A 23,911-nucleotide genomic window follows, 5' to 3' on the forward strand; every position below is an offset into this window, starting at 1 on the left:
GGGCCAAGGCTTGTGGCTGGCGTCGTGGAAGAACGATTTCGTTGTTTCGGGGGGAGCGGGTGCAGGAACGTGCTTTTTCAGCAGCCTGAGGCACGCCGACCGGAGTCGGCTGCCTGCCCCTGCCTTCAGACTGCCTCAGGCACAGGCGGTTGCCTCGATCTCGAACAGCAGACCGGGGATGGCCAGACGGGTGACGCCAAGCAGGGTCATCGGCGGGGCGCAGCGGGCGGCGCCGAAGCGCGTGCCCAGCAGATCGAAATGCTTCAGCGCCTCATCCACATCGGTGGTGTAGATGGCCAGTCGCGTGACATGGCCAAGCTCCATGCCTGCGCCGGACAGAACCGCTTGGAGATTGTCCAGCGCCAGACCGATCTGGCCGCGCATGTCGCCCGGATGCCGGGGATTGCCTTCTGCATCCACGGCGGTCTGGCCGGCGCAGATCAGCTGGCGCGATGCGCCTTCGATGATTTCGGCCTGGTTATAGCCCAGTTTCAGGGACCAGTCCCAGGGGTTTACGGCGGTGCGTTGCATGTCGGTTTCTCCGGTTTGATGTCATTGGAGAATCCCTATGTTCAAATGGTGCCAAATTTTGTCACCAAATGTGCTAGGCTGCGGAAATGGATATTCGCAGCCGTCATGACGCCATCATCCGCAGCCTGCGCCGCAGGGGGACCGCGACGGTTGACCAGCTGGCCGGCGAGGCCGGTGTATCGCGCCGCACGGTGCTGCGCGACATCGGTGCCCTGCGCGATCAGGGGTTTGTCATAGATTCGGAACCGGGGCGCGGCGGCGGTCTGCAGCTTGACCCGCAATCCATGCAGACAACCGCGCGGCTGGCGGTGACGGAGGTTTTTGCGCTGCTGATCAGCGTGGCGGCGATGCGGGCGGCGGGGCACCTGCCCTTTTCCGATCTGGCCGATGCGGGGCTGGCAAAGATCGAAAGGACCCTGCCCCGCGACAAGCTGCGCGACCTGCGCCGTTTTCTGGACTGCCTGCATGTGGGCAAGCTGTCCCCGTTGCAGGACCTGTCGGACATGGGCACGATCGACCCCGCATTGCTGCCCGCCTTTGAAACCGCGTTCCTGCAGCGCCGCCATCTGCGGTTCGACTACCGCGATGCCAGGGGAATTGAGACACGCCGCGAGGTCGAACCGCAGGCGATGCTGATCCTGCCGCCGCTGTGGTATCTGGTGTCATGGGATCCCGCACGGGGCGATTTCCGGCATTTCCGGATGGATCGCATCACGGGGCCCGTGCTGGTCGAAGGGACAACGTTTCGCCAGCGGCAGGTGCCGTTCGGGGAGGATGTCTGCCCCTACAGCGCATTGCCGCGGTGAGGTTGGCCGGCCGGCCCGCCCGATCAGCTGAGCGTCAGCGCCGCGGTGCCGAGCCGGGACATCTGGACTTCGATCCGGCCCTTGCCCTTGTGATACCAGATCGGGCTGTGGGTGCCGCAGAACACGACCTGGCCCGCCTCAAGCGCAAAGCCGCGCGCGGCCAGGTGGTTGGCGATCCAGGTCACCGCATCCAGCGGGTCCTGCGGGGCGGCGCCGGTGACGTCATGCACGATCTCCCCGTCGATGTGCAGGGTGGTTTGCAGGTCACCGACGTTCAGGTCTTCGGGCGCGAGGCCCGGTCCGCCGACCACCGCGCCGACGTTGGAGATGTTCTGGGCAATGGCGTCGGGGATATGGGTGTTGGGCATGTCGGTGTGCCGCAGGTCCAGAAGCTCGATCCCCGGCACGAAACGGTCGATGGCACCCATGACCTGCGCGCGGGTGAAGGGGGTGTCTTGCGGGCTGAGACCCGTCTTCATCACGGCGACGATCTCTGGCTCAATGGCGAATTCGGTGTAATCGGCCACCTTCAGGGATGCCTCGCCATCAATACGCTGGCTGGCGAAAATGCGGCCGGTTGCAGGTTCGCTCAGCTTGAAACGTGCCATCAGCTGCTGCGAATTCGCGGCGATCTTCCAGCCCGCAACCGGGCCGCGCACCGTGGGGTCGGACAGGGCTGCGGTCAGCGCGTCCTGAATGGCATAGGCCTGTGCCAATGTGCGCGGCGGGTCCTCGGCATAGGGGTCAAAGGCATTGCCCTTCAGCACATCGTCGAAAATCTTCTGCGTCAGCGTCCGGAGGTCCGTCATGCCATCATCCTTTTGAAATCCGTGATCCATTCAAGCGCGTCGCCGGTGTTTTCCAGAGGCCGGTACTCGGCAGAGACCTCTGCATCGTAGCCGGTGTCGCGCAGGGCCGCAAAGGCGGCGGGAAAGTCGATCATGCCGGTGCCGGGTTCGTGGCGGCCCGGCGTGTCGGCGAATTGCACATGGCCGATCCGCGCGCCTGCGCGGCGGATGGCGGCAGGCAGGTCCGGTTCGGTGATGGCCATATGGTAAAGGTCGAACTGCAGCGCCAGATTGGGGTGGTCAATCTCCTCCAGCAGGTTCAGCGCAGGGTCGAGCCCGGAGAGGAAGAACCCCGGCACATCATCGCGGTTCACCGGTTCGACCATGACCTGCACGCCGATTTCGGCCATGACATCTGCGGTATGGACAAGATTGGCCTTTAACACCGCCAGACATTCCGCATGGGAGGCGCCCTCGGGCGGCCTGCCGGAGAGCACATTGACCTTGCGCACGCCCAGTGCCGCGGCCTGTCCGGCGCAGGTGGCAACGGCGGCGCGGAAGGCGTCCTGTTCACCGGGCAATGCGGCAAGGCCGACGGCGTCACCCGGTCCGCGCGGCACGTTGATCAGGGTGATGGGCATGGCCAGCGCCTGAGATGCCTCCTTCAGGGGTTCAATTTCGGCCAGTTCGGGGAACTGGATTTCGACGCCCTGAAACCCGGCGTCCCGCGCGGCGCGCAGCCTTTCGATCAGTGGAACTTCGCAGAACATCATCGAGATGTTGGATATCAGCTTCATGTGTACCGCCCTGGATTCATTGTTGACAGAAAACGGGATTCGGTGGTTTGGTTCAAGCATAAACCTTCTTTCATGAAACTTTCTTTGGAGGCGGCAACCATGGCATCGTCTGACAAAAAGCCACTTCGTTCGCGAATCACGACGGATGGCATCGACCGCAGCCCGCACCGCGCATTCATGCATGCCATGGGGCTGGACGACGCCGCGATTGCCAGGCCGATGGTGGGGGTCGTCAGCCAGAAGGGTGAAACCACGCCCTGCAACATGACCCATTACCAGCAGGTCGAATATGCCAAGGAAGGCATCGCGATGGCCGGTGGCACGCCGCGCGAATTCACCACGATCTCTGTCTCGGACGGGGTGGGGATGAACCATGAGGGCATGAAGTTCAGCCTGGTCAGCCGCGAGATCATCGCCGACAGCATCGAGGCGGTGATACATGGCCATGCCTATGACGGCATCGTCGGCTATGGCGGCTGCGACAAGACTTTGCCCGGCGTCATCATGGGCATGGTGCGCTGCAATGTGCCCGCTGTCTTTGTCTATGGCGGGTCGGCCCTGCCCGGGCGGTTCCAGGGCCGCGATGTCAGCGTTCTGGACACTTACGAGGCGGTGGGCGCGGTGCAGGCCGGCACGATGACCGAAGATGAGCTGACCCAGCTTGAAGAGGCCTGCAAGCCGACCATCGGTGCCTGTGCGGGCCAGTTCACCGCCAATACGATGGCCATGGTGTCAGAGGCTTTGGGCATGACGGTGCCCAATTCCTCGATGATCCCCGGCGTCTATTCGGAACGCAAGGGCGTGGGCCAGCGTGCGGGCGCGCTGGTGATGGAACTGATCGAACGGGGCGGCCCGCTGCCGCGCGAGATCGTCACGCGCAAGGCGCTTGAAAACGCCTGCGCCATTGTGGCGGCGACCGGCGGATCCACCAATACCGCGCTGCACATTCCGGCGATTGCCCATGAGGCGGGCATCAAGTTTACCGCCGATGACGTTGCCGCGGTGCTGCAGCGGACACCTTTCATCGGCAACCTGCGTCCGGGCGGGAAATACCATGCCAAGGACGTCTATGAGATCGGCGGCGCGCATGTGGTGATCAAGGAGCTGATCGCCCATGGGTTCATGCATGGCGACACGCTGACCGTCACGGGCCGGACCCTGGCCGAAGAGGTCGCCCATGCGCCGGCACCGGATGGTGAGATCATCCGCCCCGTGTCCGACGCCATCATGCAATCGGGCGGCGTGGTTGTCCTGAAGGGGAACCTTTGCCCGGATGGGGCGCTGCTCAAGGTGGCGGGGCTGAAATCGCTGACCTTTACCGGCACGGCGCGCGTGTTCGAGAGCGAGGATGACGCAGTGGAGGCGGTCCATTCGCGCGACTACAAGGCAGGCGAGGTTCTGATCGTGCGGAACGAAGGACCCGTGGGCGGCCCCGGCATGCGCGAGATGCTGGGCCTGACGGCGCTGATCTATGGGCAGGGCATGGGAGAGAAGGTTGCCCTGCTGACCGATGGCCGTTTCTCCGGCGCGACGCGGGGCATGTGCATCGGCCATGCCGCGCCCGAGGCTGCGACCGGCGGCCCGATGGGGCTGGTGCAGAACGGCGACAGCATCACCATCGACGGCAAGGCCGCGACGATCACGCTGCACGTGTCAGAGGATGAACTGGCCCGCCGCCGCGAAGGCTGGACGGCACCGGAAACGCGGCATCGCGCCGGTCTGCTGTCGAAATATGCGGCGACGGTGGGACAGGCCCATGAAGGTGCCGTGACCCATGCGGGCAACGCGCAATGGCCGGAAACCCGCAGGAAAGGAAAGACGACATGACCAAGACGGCAACACTGGGCTATATCGGCACCGGTCTGATGGGGGCCCCCATGGCGGCACGGCTGCTGGCGGCGGGCCATCCGCTGACCGTCTGGAACCGCACGGCGGCCAAGGCGCAGGGGCTTGTGGACAAGGGTGCCGCGATGGGGGAAAGCCCCGCCGATGTGGCCGGCCGCTCCGATATCGTGTTCCTGTGCCTTACCGACACAAATGCCGTGGAAGAGGCCGTTTTTGGCGAAAACGGCGTGGCCAGGGGCGCGCGCAAGGGCAGCGTTCTGGTCGATTTCTCCTCGATCCAGCCGGATGCATCGGTCAGGATGGCGGAGCGGCTGAAATCCGAGACCGGGATGGACTGGATCGACGCGCCGGTTTCGGGCGGTGTGCCGGGGGCCGAGGCGGGCACGCTGGCGATCATGGCCGGTGGCGCGCAAGAGGTCTTTGACCGGGTCGAGAGCACCGTGCTGGACATGGCCGCGCGGTTTACGCTGATGGGGCCTTCGGGGGCCGGGCAGACCACCAAGCTGTGCAACCAGGTCATTGTCGGCTGTACCATGGCGGTGCTGGCCGAGGCCGCGCGCCTTGCCACCAATGCGGGCGTGGATGCCACGCGGCTGCCGGAGGCGCTGGCGGGCGGATTTGCGGACAGCAAGCCCTTGCAGATCTTCCTGCCCCGCATGGTCAATGCGCAGCATGAGCCGCCCCTGGGGCATGTCTATACCATGCTGAAGGATCTGGATTCGGTCTGTGCGCTGGCGCGCTCCTGCACCTCGCCGGTGCCCTTCACCGCCATGGCTGCGGAACAGTTCCGCCTGCTGACCGTGCGCGGCGGCGAGACGGCGGATGCCCTGGAAATCTTCAAACTGAGTGGGCCGAGCAAGCTTTGACAATTTTGACGTAAGCGCGGCGAAGGCCGCAACACACAAGGGAGAGTAAGATGAAACACTTTACGACCTGGACATTGGCGGCGGCCATGACTGTCGCGGCATTGCCCGCATTGGCGCAGGACACCAAGACCATGCGGATCGGGTCCTGGCTGCCGCCGCATCACCTGATCGTTTCGGGTATCCTGCAGCCCTGGGCCACGGCCATCGAAGAGGAAACCGGCGGGTCGCTGAAGTTCGAGATCATGACATCGCCGCTTGGCCCGCCGCCTGCGCAGTTCGACCTGTTGCTGGATCAGGCCTTTGACGTCGGCTATGGCGTGTCCGGCCATAACGCGGGCCGTTTCACCATGACACAGGTCATGGACCTGCCGTTCATGTCGCCCGATCCCTGGGCCGGCTCTGCGGCCTCCTGGCTGACCTACCAGAAGTACGGCGCCGAATATGGCGAGCATGAGGGCGCGCATGTGGTGGGGCTGTTCACCCATTCGAACCCCAACATCAACATGGCAAAGGGCCGGGTCGACACGCTTGCCGATCTGGAGGGCAAGACGATCCGCGTTGGCGGCAATGTCACCGGGCGCATCATGTCCGAACTGGGCGCATCGCCGGTGCAATTGCCCCCGACCGAAGCGCAGACCGCCATGTCGCGCGGTGTGGCCGATGGCATCACCTTCCCGTCTGAATCCATCGACTTTTTCGGCATCACCCCGGTCATCTCCTCGATCACGCGGATTCCCGGCGGGCTTTATACCGATACCTTCTGGGTCGCCTTCAACCAGGACAGCTGGGACAGTCTGAGCGATGAGGAACGCGCCGCGGTCGAGAAACATTCAGGCATGGCCATCGCCATGCTCTCTGGCTTTGCCTGGACCAATGGCGACAAGCATGGCGAAGCGAAGCTGAACGAAAACAATGTGGAATTCGTGACCCTGCCCGAGGCAGATGTCGCCGCCGCGCGCGAAAAGCTGAAGCCGCTGGAGGCCGAATGGCTGGCGCAGGCCTCGGAAAAGGGCTTCGACGGGGATGCGATCCTGCAATATGCGCGGGACATGGTCGAGAACTACCGCACGGACAAAGTGGTGAATGTGGTAAAGTAATGTAAGGCTCTGGACCCATTAATTCTATATGCTCAGTTTGACAGATTTTTTTGCAGACCAGGAACATCTGCGCAGGAATAGTGGTTCTATTCCAAGCAGATGTGACGCAGACTGCGGGAAAATCCGTCAAACCCGAAGGGCGGCGATTTCACTTCATTTCAACGTCTTGGGCCGCTTGCAAATAGAACCACTATTGGCTGCACGCCCCAAACCATTGAAATCTCGTGAAATCACCGCTGAGTATATAGAATTAATGGGTCCAGAGCCTAGGCGGCATTGCAGAAAATGCCGCCTTTTTCATTCCGTCATCCGCGCGCCCCGGAGGGAAGATCACCGTGACAGCCGCCATTACCCTTTTTGACAGATTGTGTCTGGCGCTTGCCTGGCTGTCCGGGCTGATCGCCTTTTTCGTGATGGCGGTCACCTTTACCGGTGTCGTGATGCGGTATGGGTTCCGCAGCCCGCTGATGGGCGGGTTCGAGATGATCGAGATCGGCATGGGGCTGATTGTCTTTACCGCCGTGCCGCTGATGGTGCGCAGGCGGGGCAACATCACCGTGACGATCCTGACGGAGCGGCTGCCCCCGAAGGTGCTGGCGGTTGCCACCTTCCTGTCGGATCTTGTGGGTGCGGCGCTGATGGCCTTTGTGTCCTGGCGGGTCTGGCTGCAGGGTGAGCGGCTGCTGACCTATAACGAGGTCACGATGGAACTGCGGGTGCCCAAGGGGTTGATTGCCCAGGGCATGGCGGTGTTTCTGGCGGTTGCCGCCCTCGCCTTTCTCATCTGTGCCATTGATGTGCTGAGGCGGGCGCGCCCCGCCGTGTCCGAGACGGGCGGTGGTTTCTGATGGCGGTCTGGGAAATCTCCGGTCTGGCCTTTGCCGGGGTCTTTGTGATGATGATGGGCGGCATGCCCATTGCGCTGGCGATGCTGCTGGTCGGCCTGTCGGGCATCTGGATCAATATTTCGGACCGCACCGCCATGGGCATGATCGGCCAGCTGCCGATCAACGCCACGATGTCCTATGAGCTGTCGGTTTTGCCGATGTTCATCCTGATGGGGGTCTTCGTGACACGGGCACGGATGTCGGAGGATCTCTACCGGCTGTGTCACGGGTTCGTGGGGCATATGCGCGGCGGTCTGGCGGCGGCGACGATCCTGGCCTGCGGCGGTTTCTCGGCGCTGAGCGGCTCTTCGCTGGCGACGGCGGCGACGATGGCAAAGGTCGCCGTGCCGGAGATGCGCCGCTATGGCTATGCCGATGGTTTCGCGGCCTCTGCCGTTGCGGCGGGCGGCACCCTGGGCATCCTGATCCCGCCTTCGGTCATCCTTGTGCTTTACGGGATCGCGACCGGGACGGACATCGGTTCGCTGTTCATCGCGGGCATCCTGCCCGGTGTGCTGGCGATCCTGCTTTACCTGGCGGCGATCCGGATTGCCGCGCAGATCGATCCTGCCTGCGCGCCTGCGGCCCCGCGCGCGGACTGGGCCGAACGGCTGCGATACCTGCGCAGCGTCGGGCCCATCCTGCTGCTTTTCATCGGCATCATCGGCGGGCTTTACCAGGGTGTCTTTACCCCGACCGAGGCGGGGGGCGTTGGCGCGACCGGCGCGCTGGCCTTTGCCCTGTGGCGGCGCGCCCTGTCCTGGGAGGGGCTGATCGCCTCGCTGGTGGAAACCGTGACCACCACGGCCAGCCTGTTCCTGGTGCTGATCGGGGCCCTGGTCTTTTCCAACTTCATGAACCTGATCGGCCTGCCTGCCGCCCTGTCGGATCTGATCACCTCGCTGGGCCTTGGCCCGATGGCGGTGATCTTTGCCATCCTCGTGATCTATCTGTTTCTGGGCATGTTCATGGAAAGCCTCTCCATGATCCTGCTGACCATCCCGATATTCTTTCCCATCGTGACACAGATGGGGTTTGATCCGATCTGGTTCGGGATCTTTGCGGTGATGGTGACGGAACTTTCGCTGATCACGCCGCCGGTGGGGCTGAACCTTTTTGTCATCAAATCCGTCATCAGCGACCTGTCGGTCGGTCAGATGTACCGGGGGATCCTGCCATTTGTTCTGGCTGATATTGTCCGCATCATTATCATAATTGCTTTCCCATGGATCGTGATGGTCCTTCCTCTGATGGCGCGGTGAATATGGACAAGAAGACATACGATGCAGCTCCGGGGATCAAGGACGGCGACGTGCTGTCCTATGGGTCGGTACAGGCCCCGGACACCGACACATTGGACCATGGCATTTTGCACGAATTCATCGGTATGTATCTGCGCCGCGCCCATGAGACGGCCTATGAGGATTTCCGGGCGCGTCTGGGCGATGATGCCCTGCATCCGGGTTATTTCACCATCCTGACCCTGATCGTGCGCAACCCGCATATCAGCCAGACCCAGATCGGCACCGCCTCGGCGCGCGACAAATCCAGTGTCACCAAGGCGCTGCGGTGGATGGAAGACGAGGGGATGATCGTGCGGCTCAGATCCGCCAGCGACCGCCGGATTCATCTGAGCGTCGCCACCGAAAAGGGCATCAGGCAGCAGGCCATGATGGAAGCGAAAGCCATCGGGCACCTGCAATCGCTGAATGATGCGATCGGCAGCGAAAGATATGCGACCTTCATCGCCACGCTGAAGGATCTGATCCGCAACCTGGAAAGCGCCGCATCCGCAAGGGGCGACTAGGCAGAACGCCGCCGATCACTGCCACCCATGCCCGGTGCAAGCCGAAGGCGCCGGAAGGGACCCATACCAACATTCGCTGCACTGGATGATCATTTTGGTGGCGGTCGACGTCCATCCAGACCCAAGAACTCAGGCAGGGCTGGCTTGTTGACGAGAATGCAAGAAGTTGAGTCTATGCATGCGCCCATGCGAGGTTCACGACAAACCACCGGGGCCTCGAAGGGGCAATGGCCGGGGTGGTCATTGCATCCATTTGAATGTGTCGGCTTGAAGTTGAAAACAAAAATCTCGACTATGCATAATCCCCGCGCCCTCAAACGAGGCTTGAGAACATGAAATTATCGAATTTGCACAGGCCGTTGCTGCTGCTGGCCGCTGTCTGTGTCATTTTCGCGATGGTGTTGCTCGGCCAGCGTTTTGTCTATTATGAGCGTGCATCCTATACATTGCCGCGCCTGTTTCTGCTGCTTGAACGGTCAATCGGCTATGCCGGGTTCATCCATAATTTCAAGAATCACGTGCTGCGCCCCGACGAGACGGGGTATCTGGACGCGGCCCTGGAAGACTACAACATTGCTGTTGTCGCGATCTCAGAGATTGAAGTTCAGGCCGCGAATTTGGGCATTAAGGAACAGATGACCGACCTGAGGTCGACTTTGGCGACCTATCGCGAAATGCTGGATAGGACCCGCGACATACGGGATCAGCTGACAATTGCCGAGGTCGATGCGCGCGTTCGCGTATCGGATACGGACGCCGCGCGGAGCATCAAAGAATTCGAACGCAAGATTCTGGATGTGATGGCACGCCGACGGGCCATCCTCTATGCCGTGGCCCTTCTGTTTGCATCTTCCGTCGTGGCGGGGGCCCTGGCGGTTGCCGTCGTGCAATCAAGACGGCGCCGTCAGGCCGAAACCGACAAGCTGAAGCTGCAGGAGCAGGAAACATTTCTTCTTCAGGCGGAACGCATCGCCCGGCTCGGGCGCTGGAAATCCGACCTCAAGGGCGACCTCTACTGGTCCGAAGCCGTGGGCCGGATCTGCGGGCTTGAACCCGGAAATTTTCCGACGACGGTCGAAGAGGGCTGGGCCTTTGTCCTGGAGGAGGACCGGGCCAAGCTGCGCGCAGCGGTCGATCTGGCGCAGGCGGAAAAGGGGCAGTTTTCAAACCTGCACCGTATGCGGCGCCCTGACGGGTCGATCGTGAATGTCGTCGACAGCGGAGAGGTCATTCTGGATGCCGGGGGAGAGATCATAGGCATGGCCGGCACGCTGCAGGATGTTTCCATGCTGGTCGATATGGAAAACGAACTTCGCCAGTCGCAAAAGATGGAGGCCATCGGCAATCTCGCGGGTGGCATGGCGCATGATTTCAACAATATCCTCGCCGTCATCCTTGGGAATCTGGAACTGCTGCAGACTGAACCCGATCACGCCGGGCATGCGGATTACATAGAAAACGCGATTGATGCGACGCAGCGCGGTGCCGACCTTACCCGGAACATGCTGGGTTTTGCGCGCCGTTCACATCTGGAACCGACCCTGCTGCAGGCCAATGACATGATCCGCGATGTGTTGAACTGGTCGAACCGGCTTTTGCCCGCGAACATTCAGATCGAGACCTCGCTGCTGGCGAACCTGTGGCGGTTTACCGCCGATGAAAGTCTGGCCAAGAACGCGCTTTTGAACCTGATGCTGAATGCGCGGGATGCCATGCCCGACGGTGGCCGGCTGACGATTGAGACCGCCAATGTCCGCATCGACAATGAATACATCGAGGACCGTGGCGAAGATCTGGTGCCGGGGCGCTATGTGATGATAGCGGTCAGCGATACCGGCGTCGGGATCGGGGAAGAAGATTTGAAACGGGTATTCGAGCCGTTCTTCTCGACCAAGCCGACCGGCCAGGGGACAGGGCTTGGGCTGTCCATGGTTCAGGGCTTCATGAAACAGTCGAACGGGACGGTCCGCATCTATTCGGAGAGGAACACCGGCACGACGCTGAAACTGTATTTCAAAGCGGCCCTGGAGGGTGGCAAGACCAGGGCGGCCGCTGCCCTGCCCCGGGATATGTCGCATCTCGCGGGCAAGCGGATCTTGCTGGTCGAAGACAACGCCGACCTTCTGATCGCGCTTGAGGATATTCTGGTGCGGGCCGGCATCGAGGTCACGACCGCGCCCTCCGGCGACGATGCAATGGCCCTTTGGGAAAAGGACCCGAGTTTTGACCTGATCGCGACAGATATTGTCATGCCGGGGAAGTTGCAGGGCACCCATCTGGCGAAAGCCATTCGGGCGATGGACCCTGACGCCGCCTTCATCTTCATGTCGGGCTATGCCAATGAGGCCATGGTCCACGGCAACGGCTTGCACGCCGATGACATCCGCCTGATGAAACCCGTGCGACAGGTCGATTTGCTGAACGCTGTCGCATCCGTAATCGCGAAGCGGGGTTGAAAACAGGCCCTGCCGTTTGTCGGGAAGCTGACCTGCCCTTCTTGACCGGCGCCGGGGCGCTGTCTATCCTTGACGGGTCTGAAACAGGTCAGGCCCGGGAAGGTTGGCCCGGCCCCCGCGCCCAGCGGGTCCTTCTGCTGATTGTCAGCGGCCCAAGACTATCGAGGCGTCTGCATGGTGCGGGTGCCGATAGGAAAGGGCATGACATGAAACCCGGAATATCCGTTCTCACACTTGGCGTCGCCGATCTCGAACGTTCGCTGGCATTCTACCGCGACGGCCTCGGGCTGCCGACAGAAGGCATCATCGGGCAGGAGTACGATCATGGCGCGGTTGCGTTTTTCGACCTGTCCGGCGGCATGAAGCTGGCCCTGTGGGCGCAGGTCGACATTGCCCATGACACCGGGCTGGCGGTGCAGCCGGTCAGCCCGACAGCCGTCACCATCGGGCATAATGTGGCGCGGCGCGAAGAGGTGGATCAGAACCTTGCGGCCGCGGCACAGGCCGGTGCCAGGATAATCAAACCCGCACAGGACACATTCTATGGCGGCTACGCGGGCTATTTCTGCGACCCTGACGGGCACCTGTGGGAAATCGTCTGGAATCCGCAGATGCTGCCGCCGGAGGGGTAACCGGCCCCGCGCCCCGGTCAGCGCCGATGAAAGCGCCCCCGCCTTAGAGCGCCCGACCTTAAACCCGAGACATGAATACCCTGCCGCGCCTGCGGCGCTCTCGGGACATTCATGTCGCTGGATGCTTCAGGGTAAAGGTCGGACGCTTTAAGCTTGAGTAGCCCATACCCTGCCGCGCTGCGCGCTTTCGGGCCATTGGCGATTTGATTTGTCTCAGGGCAAAGCCGCCTCCTGATGCCGGAACGGTGTATCACCGGGGCATGCTGCCCGGATCTGGTGTGACCTGCAAAAGGTTTAGACCAGATCAGTCGCGGCCCGCGCCGGGGATGCACCGGCTACGCCTGCGCCCTCACCGCATGTACGGCACGGATCAGCCCGCCGATATCACCGGAGCCCAGGCGCGCGACGTTGACCCGGCCGCCTTTGACGACGTGAATGCCATGCTCCGCGGTCAGCGCCTTTTCCTGACCCTCTGTCAGCGGCAGCAGGGAAAACATCCCCGATTGCCGGGCGAAATAGGCCAGCTCCTGCGTGCCGAAATCATTCAGTTCGGTCTCTGCGATAGCGGCACGCACCTGTGCCACGCGGGCGCGCATCTGGTCCAGTTCCTGCAGCCAGAGCGCCTTTAACGCCTGATCCTGCAGGATGGTACGCACCACGGATGGGCCGTGATCGGGGGCATGGGACGCGCCGGCGCGCACGATGGCAGAGACGGCGCGGTGCATGCGGGCGCGGTCGGCTTGCCGGGTTTTCACGAACAACGCCCCGGCGCGGTCGCGGTAGATGCCGAACGTTTTGGAAAGCGTGACGCAGACGATACATTCGGCAAAGCGCGCGGCGACCTGCCGGGCCATGGCGCAATCCGCGTCAAAGCCCTGGGCGAATCCGAGGTAGGCAAGATCGATCCATGGGATGATCCCGCGCGCCTCCAGCAGATCGAGCAGGGCGGCAAACTGCTCTGGCGTCATGTCGGCGCCTGTCGGGTTGTGGCATACGCCCTGCATCAGGAAGACATCGCCGGGCCGGGCGGCATTCAGCCCCGCCAGCATCTGATCAAAGGTAATCTGCCGCGCAATCGGATCGTAATAGGGCACGGCGGCAAAGCGGGCACCGGCTGCGCTCAGGATCGGGACGTAATTGCCGTAGGTCGGCGTTTGCAACCATACGTTGGGCGGTTCAGGCATCTGCGCCAGCAGGTCCGCCATGACCCGCAGGGCCACGGCCCCGCCCGAGGTCTGCGCCGCAACCCAATCCGCACCAAAGGCCGCGCCCAGAATTTCCTGCCCCAGCACCGCGCAATATTCGGCGTCGCCGGTCAGGGCGAGGTAGGATTTTGTCATCTGCGTCTCGACCAGCCGCCGCTCCGCCTCCTTCACGGCGCGCAGAACCGGTGTTTGGCCGTCCTGGTCCTGATAGATCCCAACCGTCAGGTTGAGCTTGTCGCGGCGCGGGTCCTGGGCAAAGTAATCCGCGCCGATCATGATGGGATCGACCGGGTACTCCTCTAGTTTCTCGAACATGCCCCAGACCTTTCGCGCTGCCCTGGCGCGGCGGGCATATTGCCGCCGCCGGTGAAACCAATGCCACCCATGGTTCAGAACCGGGTGATGACCGTGGCACCCACGGATTGAAACTTGTCCATGTTCATCAGGGCCTGCGGTGCCTCGGCAAGGCTGATCCGGTCGCCCACCAGCCGCGCGGGATCCAGCTTGCCGCTGGCCACCATGTCCAGCATCGCGCCGTAGCGGTGCGCCTGCATCCCGTGCGAGCCCAGCAATTCGATCTCCTGCCCCACGATCCTGGGCATGGGAATGGCGGGGGCCGCATGATCGCCCAGCATCAGGCCAACCTGGATGTGTTTGCCCCTTGGCCGCAGGCAGAGGATGGAGTTGGTCATGGTCACGGTATGGCCCAGCGCATCGAGGGAGACATGCGCCCCGCCGCGGGTGATCTCCCGGATTGCCTCGGGGACATCGGCCTCGCCCCCGTTGATCACGGCCACGGCACCCAGCTTTTGCGCCAGGGCCAGCTTGGCCGGGTCGAGGTCCACGCCGATCACATTGGCCCCGGCGGCGGTGGCGATCATCACCGCAGAGAGCCCCACGCCGCCGCAGCCATGCACGGCCACCCATTGGCCCGCCCTGACCTTGCCCTGATCAATCACGGCGCGGAAGGAGGTGGCGAAGCGGCAGCCAAGGCTGGCCGCCGTGGCGAAATCCATCGTTTCGGGCAGCGCCACGAGATTCAGATCGGCCTGATGAATGCCGACATATTCCGCGAAAGAGCCCCAGTGGGTGAAACCCGGCTGTTCCTGATGCAGGCACACCTGCTGATGGCCTGCGTGGCATTCCGGACAGCTGCCGCAGCCGCAGATGAAGGGCACGGTCACCTTGTCCCCCACTTTCCAGTTGGTCACATCCTTGCCCACCGCTTCGACCACGCCGGCCAGTTCGTGGCCCGGCACATGCGGCAGATCGACGTCGCTGTCATGGCCCATCCACCCGTGCCAGTCGCTGCGGCAGACACCTGTGGCCGCGACCTTCAGCACCACGCCATGCGTCTGAGGGCTGGGATCAGCCACCGTGACCAGCCTGGGCGCTTCTTGGAACTTTTCGAACAGGACGGCTTTCATGGCGGGGCTTTCGTTTTGATGTGTGAATCGGGGTGATCATAGCGTTCAGCAGGGAAACAACTTTGCCAATCTTGCAGGATTTCTGGTATTCTTGAGTGAGAACCCCTCTTATCCTACAAGTTTCGAAAGGTTTCTGCCCTTGCCCGAGATTGACGCCGTGAACGCCCATTTGCTGTCCCTGCTGCAAAGCGACGGGCGGATGACCAATGCGAAGCTGTCCGAAAAGCTGGGGATGAGCGAAACGCCCTGCTGGCGGCGGCTGAAACGGCTGGAGGAAAACGGGATCATAGAAGGCTATCAGGCCAACCTGAACCGTCGCAAGCTGGGGCTGGGTGTGATGGCCTTTGTGCAGCTGCGCTGTTCCGAACACGATCAGGCCGCAACGGCGGAATTTCAGCGGATCGTGGAAACGACGCCAAACATCCTTGCCTGTCACAACACCACCGGGGCGGATGATTTCCTGCTGATCGTCGTGGCGCGGGACCTGGATGATTACAGCAGCTTTGTCGACAGCACCCTGCGCCGGCTGCCGGGGGTGACGAGCATTCGTTCGAACCTGTCCTTGAAAGAGATGAAAGCCTCCAGCAAATTGCCGATCATACCGCCTGCCGCCCCCTGATTGTGAAACGTCGGGTAAACCACCGTCGATGTTGCGAAACCCGCTGAGGTGTCGATGTCTACCACGCGGACGCAGCGGTCGTTCCGTTAGTGCGATGCCCAGACCCCAAATGCCTCGCCCGGGTGCCAGGCCGGGCAGGTGATCCTGAAAAAACCTGAATCCGCATGTAACACATCGCTGCTTCGCGCCCTCTTCATATGTATCCGCCGCAGTTTCGCGGCGGCAAACATGGAGATCAAAATGAAAAATTTCGACGTACAATCCATCGGCCTTACCGTTTCCGCCCAAGCGGCATTCGACTATATCTCTCAGCCCGCGAACCTGCCGAAATGGACCAACGCGTTTTCCCGCGCCGATGCCACGACAGCCGTTCTGGTGACCCCGAACGGCGAGGTTCCGATCACCTTGCAGACCGTGACCTCGCGCGAGGCGGGCAATGTCGACTGGCTGATGACCTTTCCCGACGGTTCCGTCGCCTCGGCCTATTCGCGGATCACTGCAAATGGCGCAGATAATTCCATATATACCTTTGTATTGATGGCACCGCCTGTGCCGCTTGAGGCTTTGGAAGGCGCGCTGGAAGCGCAAAAGGGCATTCTGGCAACCGAGTTGGAAAAACTGAAAGGGATTCTTGCCGCATGATCCGCTTTGATCCGGTTGACGTGGAGGCCGCGCGAAAGGGAAGTCGCGCGGCCCTTGAAACACTTGTGAACGCGGCGAAAGCCCCGGTTTTCAATCTGGCCATGCGCATGCTTGCCCATCGGGAGGACGCAGAGGATGCAACACAGGAAATTCTGATCAAGATCATCACGCATCTGGGCGATCTGCGTGACACCGAGCTTGCCGGGGCCTGGGCCTTTCGCGTGGCGACCCGCCATCTTGCCCAATCCGCGCGGCTGGGACGGGTCGAGAGGATGCGCCTGACCTTTGACGATTTCGCCGAAGACCTGCACCTGGCCCAGGGGGACTCCGCGCATCTGGGTCTGACGGAGATGGAACATCAGCTTGCATTGAAGGAAGTGAAGGTGGGCTGCACCCTGGCCCTGTTGGTGTGCCTGTCGCGGCCGTTGCGCATGGCCTATATTCTGGGCGACATCTTCGAGATGACCGATACCGAAGCCAGCGACGTGCTTGATGTTCCGGCCGGAACCTACCGCCAGAGATTGCGGCGCGCCCGGTCTGCGGTCAGCGGTTTCATGAAATCGAATTGCGGCATTCAATCCGCGAAGGCCCCCTGCCGCTGCGAGAACCGCATCGCCCCCGCGCTGGGGATGGGGCGCATCGCAAAGGGTGCCGCGCATCTGGACAGCGATCAGGCCGGGCAGTTGTCGCCGGATGAGATCCGCCGGGACGTGGCGGCGCTTGAGACCGCGCAGCGCTCGATCGCGATCATGCGCTCCAACCCGCAGTTTGCGAGTGCGGTCCCGTCCCTGGTGGAACAATTCCTGGACCGGATTTCATAGACCGCCGCGACAAGTGGCTTACCCGGCGCCGGGCTTGCTGCGCATGTTCCGCGTCGCCCGAATGCCGGCACGGATGATCGCGGCAACGGTGAGCAGGGTCAGGAACCAGAAAAACCAGGTGATCGGACCCCGGAACAGGATTTCAGGGGAATTGCCGGACATCAGCATCGCCTGGCGGAAATTGTTCTCCAGCAGCGGGCCGAGGATAAAGGCGATCAGGAAGGGGGCTGCGGGAATGTCGTTGCGCAGCATCACGTATCCGACCCACCCCATGACGAACATCACCCCGACATCAAAGATGTTGTTGTTCACCGCAAAGACCCCGTAGATGCACAGCACCAGCACACCGGGAAACAGCACACCGCGCGGAATGTCGGCCACGTATTTGAATAGCCTGATTGCCAGCGAGCCGATGAAGAACAGAAAGACCGAACTGACGATCAGCCCGATGAACAGGCCGTAGATCAGATCCTTGTTCAGCACGAACATCATGGGACCGGGCTGCAACCCGTGGATCATGAATGCACCGATGATGATCGCGGTGATGACATCGCCCGGCACCCCAAGTGCCAGCAAGGGGATCAGCGTGGCCCCCGCCACACCGTTGTTGCCGGATTCGGATGCGGCCACGCCTTCCACCTCGCCTTTGCCGAAGTTCGCCTTGTTCGGCGATTTCCGGCGCGCCTCGCTGTAGGAGAGGAAGGCAGCCGGGGCCGCGCCGATCCCCGGAATAGACCCCAGGAAGACACCGATGAAACTGCCGCGCACGATGGTCCGGAAGCAGCGTTTGTATTCACCGAAGGTGACGGAATCATTGCCCAGGCCGCGCGCCTTGCCTTCGTGCGGCTTGGGATCCCATACCATCGACATCACCTCGGGCATCGCGAAAAGCCCGATCAGGACGGCGATGAAATTCAACCCGCCCATCAGGTTCGGATCGCCGAAAGTGAGCCGGTTCGTACCATAGACCAGGTCAAGACCGACAGTCGCCAGCAGCAGCCCCAGCATCGCCGACAGCGCCCCCTTGAGCAGGCTGTTGCCCGACACCCCCGCGATGATCGTCAGCGAGAACAGGATCAGCGTGAAGAATTCCGGCGGGCCGAAGTTGAGCGCGAAGGAGGCGAGCCAGCCCGCAAAGAGGATCAGCGAGAGATTGGAGATCAGATCCGCCGTGCAGGATGCCCAGAGCGCCATGCCGAGCGCCTTTCCCGCCTGCCCCTTTTCGGCCATCGGATAGCCGTCCAGCACAGTGGCGCTGGAGGCGGGCGTACCGGGCGTCTTGATCAGGATCGCGGGAATGCAGCCGCCAAAGATGCCGCCCTTGTAGACACCCAGCAGCAGAAGGATCGCCGGAACCGCCTCCATCGCGAAGGTGAAGGGCAGCGTCAGCGCAACCGCCATCGTGGCCGACATGCCCGGAATCGCCCCGGCGATGGTGCCGATCAACACACCGACAAACAGCGCTGCGAAGGCTTCGAAATTGCCGACCAGCGACAGGCCCGCGGCGATACTGTCGAGAAAACTCATGGCAATCTCACGTAATTGCCCTGCGGGATCGCAACGCTCGCGACATGGGCGAAGAATCCGTAAAGCACCAGTGGCACGGTGATGGCGCAGATGATCGCGGTCCGGGGGTGGGAGGTCCGGATCAGGAATGCCGTTGCTGCGAAAATCAGCATCGAGGTCCAGACCATGCCGAGGCGCGGCAGGGCGAACATGGTCAGCGCCATGATTGCCGCCAGGATGCCCAGCCGCCTGTAACCGCCGGATATGGCCGGCTGTTCCGGCTCATCAGGGTCGGTGGTGAAAAAGCCCGTGACAACCAGACCCAGCCCGATCAGCACGGTCAGCCCGCTGAGGATATAGGGCCAGAACAGCGGCGAAAGCACGATATTGCGCACGTTGCTGGGCGAGGAAACCCATGTCGGTATGACCGCGAACATCAGGATCGCGGCCACGATGATGCTTGCGATACCGATCAGGGATTGTCGCTTGATGCCCTGCATGTCCAACCGAGCCCCGTGCAAAGAAAAGGGCGCACGAATGGCTTCGTGCGCCGGTTCGGTTCAGGTTTACCCTTCGATCCGCATGCCGAGGCGATCCACCAGATCTTTGAACGTGTTGTACTGGGTGCGGATGAATTCATTGGCTTCTTCCGGGCTCATCACGTCGATGATCGAACCGACCGCTTCCATGCGCGAAACGAATTCTTCGTCCCCCGCTGCGGCCTGCATCCATTCGCCCCACTTCGCCGCGACTTCATCCGGCAGGTCCTTGGGACCGGCAATGCCTGTCCAACCCACAAGCTGTTCCAGTTCCGGCTTGCCAAGGTCGGCCGCTGTCGGGGCGTCAAAGCCCACGACCGGCTCCGATGTGGTGACCATCAGCGGCTTGAGCTGGCCGTTGGAGACAAAGCTCGCCAAGGCGGAGGAGTTTGTGCACAGGAAGGTCGCCGTTCCCGCCAGCACGGCTGTCGCCGCGGCACCGCCACCGTCCATCGGGATATGCGTCACCTGGTTGAGCGGGTCCTCGACGCCGAAAGCGTCCATCACCATGACCCCGCCCAGGTGCAGGCCGGAGCCAACGCCGGAGGAGGAAAAGCTGACCCCGCCCTCACGCGCCCTGGCGACAAGATCATCCATCGAATTGATGTCTGAATCGGCGGCAACCGCACAGGCAAAGGGGTTGATCTCGTAGACGGTCACATAGCGGAAATCGTCCAGCGTATAGGGGAGTGTCGCCTTCATCGCCGGGTTGACCGAATGCGAGCCGACGCGGGTGAACAGCATCGTGTAGCCGTCCGGCTTTGCGTTCATCGCGGCGACCGAACCGGTGGCACCACCGGCCCCGGTCACATTCGCCATGATCAGCGGCTTGCCGACAACCTTGCCCAGCGGCTCTGCTATCGTGCGCGCAGAAATGTCTGTCGCACCGCCCGCGCCGAAGGGGATGATCATGTTGACAGGACGCTCAGGATATTCCGCCGCTGCTGCCGTCGCGAGCCCGAAGACGAGGGCGCCGACCGCACCGAATTTTGCAAATTTCATCGTTTCCTCCCAAAAACAAATGGCTGATTTCACTCAGCTCGCTGGGCCGACAATCCTGGCGACCTGACGATCCTTGACAAACTCTATTGGTAAGTCAATTTTGTATAAAGCGGAAACTCATTACAATTTCCGAAAGTATTGCTAACGAAAAGCGTAACTCAGATGTCCATCAGAATGTTTCGCACCCTGATCGCCGTGGCCGATCACGGCACGTTCAGTGCGGCGGGTGAGGCCGTGTTCATCACCCATGCCGCAGTCAGTCAGCAGATGAAGGCGCTGGAGGCGCAATGGGACATTGCCCTGTTCGACCGCACCCGGCGCACGCCGGAACTGACCCCTGTCGGTCGCTCCATCGTTGCCCGTGTCCGGGAGATCGTGGCGGCCTATGACAACCTGCTGCCCTCTGTCCTGGGCGATGACGGGCTGCGGGGAAACCTGTCGCTTGGCAGTGTGCCGACGGGGCTGACCAGTTTGATCCCCTTCGCCATTACATCCATCAAGGCCCGTTTTCCCGAACTGCACATCGGCGTCACGCCCGGCCAGACCAAGGAACTGGTCGTGGAACTGGAACGCGGCATATTGGACGCCGCTGTCGTGACCAAGCCGCATGTGATCCCGCGCAACATGGTCTGGGCCCCGATCGCCGAAGAACCGATGCAGCTTGTGACCTCCCTGAATGTCACCTCCGAAGACCCCTTCGAAATTCTGGCCACACATCCCTACATCCGCTTCACCCGCAAGGCGCTGCTGAGCGACATCATCGACAATTGGCTGCAGATGAACCGCATCGTGGTGAAAGACACGATGGAGCTGGAAAACCTCGAAAACATTTCAAGCATGGTCCATGCCGATCTTGGCGTATCCATCGTGCCGCGCCGGTGCGTTCAGCCGCCCAATCCGCTGCCGCTCAGGTACATCCCCCTTGGCAGCGACGCGCCGGTGCGCGAACTGGGGCTGTTGTCGCTGGCGAACACGGTCAAGCTGCGGGTCCTTCAGGAAGTCGAGGCCGAGCTTCTGAATGCTGTCCGCGTTGGTGTCTTCGATCCCTTTCCGTCCGGTGTTGCAGCACCATGAGCCTGTATTTCTTTGTCATCCTCGCCCTTGGCGCCGCAGCGGGCGGGTTCATGAACGGGCTGGCCGGGTTTGGTACCGCGCTTTTTGCGCTGGGGTTCTGGCTGCAGATCATGCCACCGGCCCAGGCGGTGGCCATCGTCGTGGTCATGTCGGTGGTGGCGGGATTGCAGGGCGTCTGGCTGGTCCGCAGGTCGATCACGGATCACCCGCGCCGGCTGGCGCGTTTCCTGCTGCCTGCGCTGATCGGCGTGCCGCTCGGGGTGGCGATGCTGTCGATGCTCGAACCCGACATGCTTCGCCTGATCATTGCGGGTTTTCTGATCCTTTATGGCGGGTTCTTCACGCTGCGCTCTTCCCTGCCCCGGCTGGAGCGCCCGACCCCGGTGGTCGACGTGCTGGTGGGCTTTTTCGGCGGCATCCTGGGCGGTGCCGCATCCCTTTCCGGTGCCCTGCCGACCATGTGGTGCGCCATGCGCCCCTGGCCAAAGGCCGAGACCCGCGCGGTCCTGCAGCCCTTCAACGTCTGCGTGCTGGCGCTCGCGGCAATCGTGTTTGCCCTCAAGGGGACCTACACGACCCAGACGATCATCTATGGCGCGGTGGCCCTGCCGACGACGATGATCTTCGCTCAGATCGGCATCGCGGTTTTCAAACGCCTTACCGACAACCAGTTCCGCCGCCTGCTGATTGCGATGATGCTGGTGTCCGGGCTGATCCTGATGGCAAGAGTGGTGATGGGATGACCTGCCGTATCGAACGCGTCGAAGTTTTCTGTTACCGGGTTCCCGTGAAAGTGCCCGTCGCAACCTCCTTTGGCGTGATGCGGGACCGACCCGCCGTCTTTGTCAAACTGACAGACAGCACCGGGTGCCATGGCTGGGGCGAAATCTTTGCGAACTGGCCTGCCGCCGCTGCGGAACACCGCGCGCAGCTGCTTGTGCAGGACATCTGCGATCTGGTGGTCGGCGCGAATGTCGCCACCGCCGGCGCGCTGTTCGAAAGCCTGACCGCGCAAACCCACATCCGCGCGTTGCAGTCGGGGGAATGGGGGCCGTTCCGGCAGGTGATCGCCGGGCTGGACATCGCCCTGCATGACATCTTTGCACGCCATCGCGGCCTGCCACTGGCGCAATTCCTCGATGGTCGCGCTGCCGCAGAGGTGCCGACCTATGCCAGCGGCATCGCCATCGGCGCGGCGGCGGAGCTGATCGCCAGTTCCCGCGCGGTGGGTCACAGCGCCTTCAAGGTGAAGATCGGCTTTGACGGCGCGCGCGATATCGACGCCTTGCGCGCCCTTGCGGACGGGCTGGATGATGGCGAGCGTCTGATGGCGGATGTCAACCAGGCCTGGACCGTCACGGAGGCGCTGTCACATGCGGCTGCAATAGATGCGCTGGGGCTGCAATGGCTCGAAGAACCGATCCGCGCCGATCTGCCCGCCGGTGATTGGCAAGCCCTGGCAGACGGCTTTGCCACGCCCCTGGCCGCGGGCGAGAACATCACTGGAAACAGCGGGTTCGAGACCGCCATCGCTGCCGGTCATATCTCTGTGGTGCAGCCGGACATCGTGAAATGGGGCGGGATCAGCGGCTGCGGCGCGGCTGCGCAGCGGACAAGGGATGCCGGGCTGCGCTATTGTCCGCATTTCCTGGGCGGCGGGATCGGCCTGATCGCTTCGGCCCATCTTCTGGCGGCTGTCGGAGGCGACGGCTTGCTGGAGGTGGATGTGAACCCCAACCCCCTCCGCGATGCCTTTGAGGGCGCGCGGCTGCGCGATGACGGCAATTTCACCATCGGCACGGCACCGGGGCTAGGCATTGACGCCTTGCCAGCGGACCTGTCGCAATACCAAACCTTATCGCTTGAGCGGCGGGCTTAGATCACCTCGTCCGACCGATCATCCGTCTCACCATAGCGTTTCAGCGTGGCCGGGCGGGTGCCCTCGTAGATCTTGTCGAAATTCTGCGAGATCTTCGCATTCTCCCGCTCGAACAGGCAATCGCCGTTCTTGTCCGAGGCGACGATGAAGGGCCCCATCTCCTTGCACCTGATGACCCACATGGCCTGGGCAAGGCCCAGTTCCTCGTTCCAGTGGACGGCCTCGACGTTCTCGACCCCGCGACCCAGCAGGGCACCGGTGCCGTAGCCGACCGTGGACAGGTAAATCGCACCATTGGGAACGAAGTAGGACTTGTAGTCCTTCGACGACATCCCGCCCTTGCCGATGATCAGCTTGGCACCCGATTTTTCCATCCATTCCGGCAACCACTTGGAAAAGCGGAAGGACGCGGTGGCGGTTACCGCCCCCATCTCGAAACTGCCGTCGGCGTTGATCCGGGCGGCGGGCGAACAGTGAAAATTCGCCGCCGAATCGCGCGGCAGTTCCATCGGGATGTTGGCCTTTTCCTCCAGCGCGCGTTTGTAGACGCCTTCGCGGGCGGTATACATCAGCCCGTCCAGATAGACGATGTCGCCCAGTTGCAGGTCATCGAGTTCTTCTTGCGTGGGCGTGGTGCTCAGGCGGATCTTACGTGGGCTCATGACGGGCCTCCGATGTCAGGATT

The 23,911-nt window shown here is 62.3% G+C and carries 24 protein-coding genes; 15 read left to right on the forward strand and 9 right to left on the reverse strand.

What is annotated here, in order from left to right:
- Nucleotides 1–135: 135 nt before the first annotated feature.
- On the reverse strand, nt 136–531 hold the full coding sequence (locus tag PVW51_RS15050) for a RidA family protein (RefSeq protein ID WP_274575860.1): 396 nt from the start codon (nt 529–531) through the stop codon (nt 136–138).
- 86 nt (nt 532–617) lie between these two features.
- Here PVW51_RS15050 and PVW51_RS15055 point away from each other — a divergent pair, with 86 nt between their 5' ends.
- Nucleotides 618–1,337, forward strand: coding sequence for a helix-turn-helix transcriptional regulator (locus tag PVW51_RS15055; RefSeq protein ID WP_274575861.1), 720 nt, complete (start codon nt 618–620; stop codon nt 1,335–1,337).
- A 23-nt stretch (nt 1,338–1,360) separates the two neighbouring features.
- On the opposite strand, the gene PVW51_RS15060 is transcribed toward PVW51_RS15055, so the two are convergent.
- Together PVW51_RS15060 and PVW51_RS15065 are read right to left on the reverse strand one after the other, a co-directional pair.
- A complete protein-coding gene (locus PVW51_RS15060) occupies nt 1,361–2,146 on the reverse strand; it encodes a 2-keto-4-pentenoate hydratase (RefSeq protein WP_274575862.1) in 786 nt (261 codons plus the stop codon).
- Nucleotides 2,143–2,922, reverse strand: coding sequence for a hydroxypyruvate isomerase family protein (locus tag PVW51_RS15065; RefSeq protein WP_274575863.1), 780 nt, complete (start codon nt 2,920–2,922; stop codon nt 2,143–2,145). Before PVW51_RS15065 ends, PVW51_RS15060 begins: the two co-directional genes overlap by 4 nt.
- Nucleotides 2,923–3,021: 99 nt before the next feature.
- Between PVW51_RS15065 and ilvD the strand changes: the two genes are divergently transcribed.
- The 8 genes from ilvD to PVW51_RS15105 all read left to right on the forward strand — a co-directional run bounded on the left by ilvD (nt 3,022) and on the right by PVW51_RS15105 (nt 12,512).
- Complete coding sequence (gene ilvD, locus PVW51_RS15070) at nt 3,022–4,749, forward strand: dihydroxy-acid dehydratase (RefSeq protein ID WP_274575864.1); 1,728 nt, start codon at nt 3,022–3,024, stop codon at nt 4,747–4,749.
- Nucleotides 4,746–5,633, forward strand: a complete 888-nt coding sequence (locus tag PVW51_RS15075; protein WP_274575865.1) for an NAD(P)-dependent oxidoreductase — start codon at nt 4,746–4,748, stop codon at nt 5,631–5,633. Before ilvD ends, PVW51_RS15075 begins: the two co-directional genes overlap by 4 nt.
- Before the next feature lie 50 nt (nt 5,634–5,683).
- Complete coding sequence (locus PVW51_RS15080; RefSeq protein WP_269365960.1) at nt 5,684–6,730, forward strand: TRAP transporter substrate-binding protein; 1,047 nt, start codon at nt 5,684–5,686, stop codon at nt 6,728–6,730.
- A gap of 335 nt (nt 6,731–7,065) precedes the next feature.
- Complete coding sequence (locus PVW51_RS15085) at nt 7,066–7,578, forward strand: TRAP transporter small permease (protein ID WP_269365958.1); 513 nt, start codon at nt 7,066–7,068, stop codon at nt 7,576–7,578.
- The gene (locus PVW51_RS15090) at nt 7,578–8,879 is read left to right on the forward strand and encodes a TRAP transporter large permease (RefSeq protein ID WP_269365956.1); all 1,302 of its coding nucleotides are present in this window, start codon (nt 7,578–7,580) and stop codon (nt 8,877–8,879) included. The genes PVW51_RS15085 and PVW51_RS15090 overlap by 1 nt, the downstream gene beginning before the upstream one ends.
- Nucleotides 8,880–8,881: 2 nt before the next feature.
- Nucleotides 8,882–9,424, forward strand: coding sequence for a MarR family winged helix-turn-helix transcriptional regulator (locus tag PVW51_RS15095; protein ID WP_274575868.1), 543 nt, complete (start codon nt 8,882–8,884; stop codon nt 9,422–9,424).
- 332 nt (nt 9,425–9,756) lie between these two features.
- On the forward strand, nt 9,757–11,880 hold the full coding sequence (locus PVW51_RS15100) for a PAS domain-containing hybrid sensor histidine kinase/response regulator (RefSeq protein ID WP_274575870.1): 2,124 nt from the start codon (nt 9,757–9,759) through the stop codon (nt 11,878–11,880).
- Nucleotides 11,881–12,086: 206 nt separating this feature from the next.
- Complete coding sequence (locus tag PVW51_RS15105) at nt 12,087–12,512, forward strand: VOC family protein (protein ID WP_274575872.1); 426 nt, start codon at nt 12,087–12,089, stop codon at nt 12,510–12,512.
- Nucleotides 12,513–12,847: 335 nt separating this feature from the next.
- On the opposite strand, the gene PVW51_RS15110 is transcribed toward PVW51_RS15105, so the two are convergent.
- Complete coding sequence (locus PVW51_RS15110; RefSeq protein WP_274575873.1) at nt 12,848–14,032, reverse strand: aromatic amino acid transaminase; 1,185 nt, start codon at nt 14,030–14,032, stop codon at nt 12,848–12,850.
- Nucleotides 14,033–14,106: 74 nt separating this feature from the next.
- Nucleotides 14,107–15,144, reverse strand: coding sequence for a zinc-dependent alcohol dehydrogenase family protein (locus PVW51_RS15115; RefSeq protein WP_274575876.1), 1,038 nt, complete (start codon nt 15,142–15,144; stop codon nt 14,107–14,109).
- Between the two features lie 139 nt (nt 15,145–15,283).
- Between PVW51_RS15115 and PVW51_RS15120 the strand changes: the two genes are divergently transcribed.
- The 3 genes from PVW51_RS15120 to PVW51_RS15130 all read left to right on the forward strand — a co-directional run bounded on the left by PVW51_RS15120 (nt 15,284) and on the right by PVW51_RS15130 (nt 17,226).
- The gene (locus PVW51_RS15120; protein WP_274575877.1) at nt 15,284–15,763 is read left to right on the forward strand and encodes an Lrp/AsnC family transcriptional regulator; all 480 of its coding nucleotides are present in this window, start codon (nt 15,284–15,286) and stop codon (nt 15,761–15,763) included.
- Between the two features lie 240 nt (nt 15,764–16,003).
- Entirely contained in the window at nt 16,004–16,405 is a 402-nt protein-coding gene (locus PVW51_RS15125; RefSeq protein ID WP_274575878.1) for an SRPBCC family protein, read from the forward strand.
- Entirely contained in the window at nt 16,402–17,226 is an 825-nt protein-coding gene (locus PVW51_RS15130; protein WP_274575879.1) for an RNA polymerase sigma factor, read from the forward strand. The genes PVW51_RS15125 and PVW51_RS15130 overlap by 4 nt, the downstream gene beginning before the upstream one ends.
- Nucleotides 17,227–17,244: 18 nt before the next feature.
- On the opposite strand, the gene PVW51_RS15135 is transcribed toward PVW51_RS15130, so the two are convergent.
- From PVW51_RS15135 to PVW51_RS15145, 3 genes are all read right to left on the reverse strand, one after another.
- Nucleotides 17,245–18,753 (reverse strand): tripartite tricarboxylate transporter permease, encoded by a 1,509-nt coding sequence (locus PVW51_RS15135; RefSeq protein ID WP_274575880.1) that lies wholly within the window; start codon nt 18,751–18,753, stop codon nt 17,245–17,247.
- The gene (locus tag PVW51_RS15140) at nt 18,750–19,232 is read right to left on the reverse strand and encodes a tripartite tricarboxylate transporter TctB family protein (RefSeq protein ID WP_274575881.1); all 483 of its coding nucleotides are present in this window, start codon (nt 19,230–19,232) and stop codon (nt 18,750–18,752) included. The genes PVW51_RS15135 and PVW51_RS15140 overlap by 4 nt, the downstream gene beginning before the upstream one ends.
- A 66-nt stretch (nt 19,233–19,298) precedes the next feature.
- Nucleotides 19,299–20,273 carry a Bug family tripartite tricarboxylate transporter substrate binding protein gene (locus tag PVW51_RS15145; RefSeq protein ID WP_274575882.1) on the reverse strand — a complete coding sequence of 325 codons (975 nt, stop codon included), beginning with the start codon at nt 20,271–20,273 and terminating at the stop codon, nt 19,299–19,301.
- Between the two features lie 162 nt (nt 20,274–20,435).
- Here PVW51_RS15145 and PVW51_RS15150 point away from each other — a divergent pair, with 162 nt between their 5' ends.
- The 3 genes from PVW51_RS15150 to PVW51_RS15160 are packed head-to-tail and all read left to right on the forward strand — an operon-like array spanning nt 20,436 to nt 23,226.
- A complete protein-coding gene (locus PVW51_RS15150; protein ID WP_274575883.1) occupies nt 20,436–21,347 on the forward strand; it encodes a LysR family transcriptional regulator in 912 nt (303 codons plus the stop codon).
- On the forward strand, nt 21,344–22,090 hold the full coding sequence (locus PVW51_RS15155; RefSeq protein WP_269365931.1) for a sulfite exporter TauE/SafE family protein: 747 nt from the start codon (nt 21,344–21,346) through the stop codon (nt 22,088–22,090). The genes PVW51_RS15150 and PVW51_RS15155 overlap by 4 nt, the downstream gene beginning before the upstream one ends.
- Complete coding sequence (locus PVW51_RS15160; protein ID WP_274575885.1) at nt 22,087–23,226, forward strand: mandelate racemase/muconate lactonizing enzyme family protein; 1,140 nt, start codon at nt 22,087–22,089, stop codon at nt 23,224–23,226. Before PVW51_RS15155 ends, PVW51_RS15160 begins: the two co-directional genes overlap by 4 nt.
- Here the strand turns inward: PVW51_RS15160 and PVW51_RS15165 are convergent.
- Nucleotides 23,223–23,888 carry a fumarate hydratase C-terminal domain-containing protein gene (locus PVW51_RS15165; RefSeq protein WP_274575886.1) on the reverse strand — a complete coding sequence of 222 codons (666 nt, stop codon included), beginning with the start codon at nt 23,886–23,888 and terminating at the stop codon, nt 23,223–23,225. The genes PVW51_RS15160 and PVW51_RS15165 overlap by 4 nt on opposite strands.
- Nucleotides 23,889–23,911 lie beyond the last annotated feature (23 nt).

The organism is Sulfitobacter sp. PR48, from assembly GCF_028807335.1.
In the GTDB taxonomy this organism is placed as follows: domain Bacteria; phylum Pseudomonadota; class Alphaproteobacteria; order Rhodobacterales; family Rhodobacteraceae; genus Sulfitobacter.

Bases quoted from the DNA above. Each gene is read 5' to 3' on its own strand.
- PVW51_RS15050 (WP_274575860.1), bottom strand. From the start codon at position 531: ATGCAACGCACCGCCGTAAACCCCTGGGACTGGTCCCTGAAACTGGGC.
- PVW51_RS15055 (WP_274575861.1), top strand. From the start codon at position 618: ATGGATATTCGCAGCCGTCATGACGCCATCATCCGCAGCCTGCGCCGC.
- PVW51_RS15060 (WP_274575862.1), bottom strand. From the start codon at position 2,146: ATGACGGACCTCCGGACGCTGACGCAGAAGATTTTCGACGATGTGCTG.
- PVW51_RS15065 (WP_274575863.1), bottom strand. From the start codon at position 2,922: ATGAAGCTGATATCCAACATCTCGATGATGTTCTGCGAAGTTCCACTG.
- ilvD (WP_274575864.1), top strand. From the start codon at position 3,022: ATGGCATCGTCTGACAAAAAGCCACTTCGTTCGCGAATCACGACGGAT.
- PVW51_RS15075 (WP_274575865.1), top strand. From the start codon at position 4,746: ATGACCAAGACGGCAACACTGGGCTATATCGGCACCGGTCTGATGGGG.
- PVW51_RS15080 (WP_269365960.1), top strand. From the start codon at position 5,684: ATGAAACACTTTACGACCTGGACATTGGCGGCGGCCATGACTGTCGCG.
- PVW51_RS15090 (WP_269365956.1), top strand. From the start codon at position 7,578: ATGGCGGTCTGGGAAATCTCCGGTCTGGCCTTTGCCGGGGTCTTTGTG.
- PVW51_RS15095 (WP_274575868.1), top strand. From the start codon at position 8,882: ATGGACAAGAAGACATACGATGCAGCTCCGGGGATCAAGGACGGCGAC.
- PVW51_RS15100 (WP_274575870.1), top strand. From the start codon at position 9,757: ATGAAATTATCGAATTTGCACAGGCCGTTGCTGCTGCTGGCCGCTGTC.
- PVW51_RS15105 (WP_274575872.1), top strand. From the start codon at position 12,087: ATGAAACCCGGAATATCCGTTCTCACACTTGGCGTCGCCGATCTCGAA.
- PVW51_RS15110 (WP_274575873.1), bottom strand. From the start codon at position 14,032: ATGTTCGAGAAACTAGAGGAGTACCCGGTCGATCCCATCATGATCGGC.
- PVW51_RS15115 (WP_274575876.1), bottom strand. From the start codon at position 15,144: ATGAAAGCCGTCCTGTTCGAAAAGTTCCAAGAAGCGCCCAGGCTGGTC.
- PVW51_RS15125 (WP_274575878.1), top strand. From the start codon at position 16,004: ATGAAAAATTTCGACGTACAATCCATCGGCCTTACCGTTTCCGCCCAA.
- PVW51_RS15130 (WP_274575879.1), top strand. From the start codon at position 16,402: ATGATCCGCTTTGATCCGGTTGACGTGGAGGCCGCGCGAAAGGGAAGT.
- PVW51_RS15135 (WP_274575880.1), bottom strand. From the start codon at position 18,753: ATGAGTTTTCTCGACAGTATCGCCGCGGGCCTGTCGCTGGTCGGCAAT.
- PVW51_RS15140 (WP_274575881.1), bottom strand. From the start codon at position 19,232: ATGCAGGGCATCAAGCGACAATCCCTGATCGGTATCGCAAGCATCATC.
- PVW51_RS15145 (WP_274575882.1), bottom strand. From the start codon at position 20,273: ATGAAATTTGCAAAATTCGGTGCGGTCGGCGCCCTCGTCTTCGGGCTC.
- PVW51_RS15150 (WP_274575883.1), top strand. From the start codon at position 20,436: ATGTCCATCAGAATGTTTCGCACCCTGATCGCCGTGGCCGATCACGGC.
- PVW51_RS15155 (WP_269365931.1), top strand. From the start codon at position 21,344: ATGAGCCTGTATTTCTTTGTCATCCTCGCCCTTGGCGCCGCAGCGGGC.
- PVW51_RS15160 (WP_274575885.1), top strand. From the start codon at position 22,087: ATGACCTGCCGTATCGAACGCGTCGAAGTTTTCTGTTACCGGGTTCCC.
- PVW51_RS15165 (WP_274575886.1), bottom strand. From the start codon at position 23,888: ATGAGCCCACGTAAGATCCGCCTGAGCACCACGCCCACGCAAGAAGAA.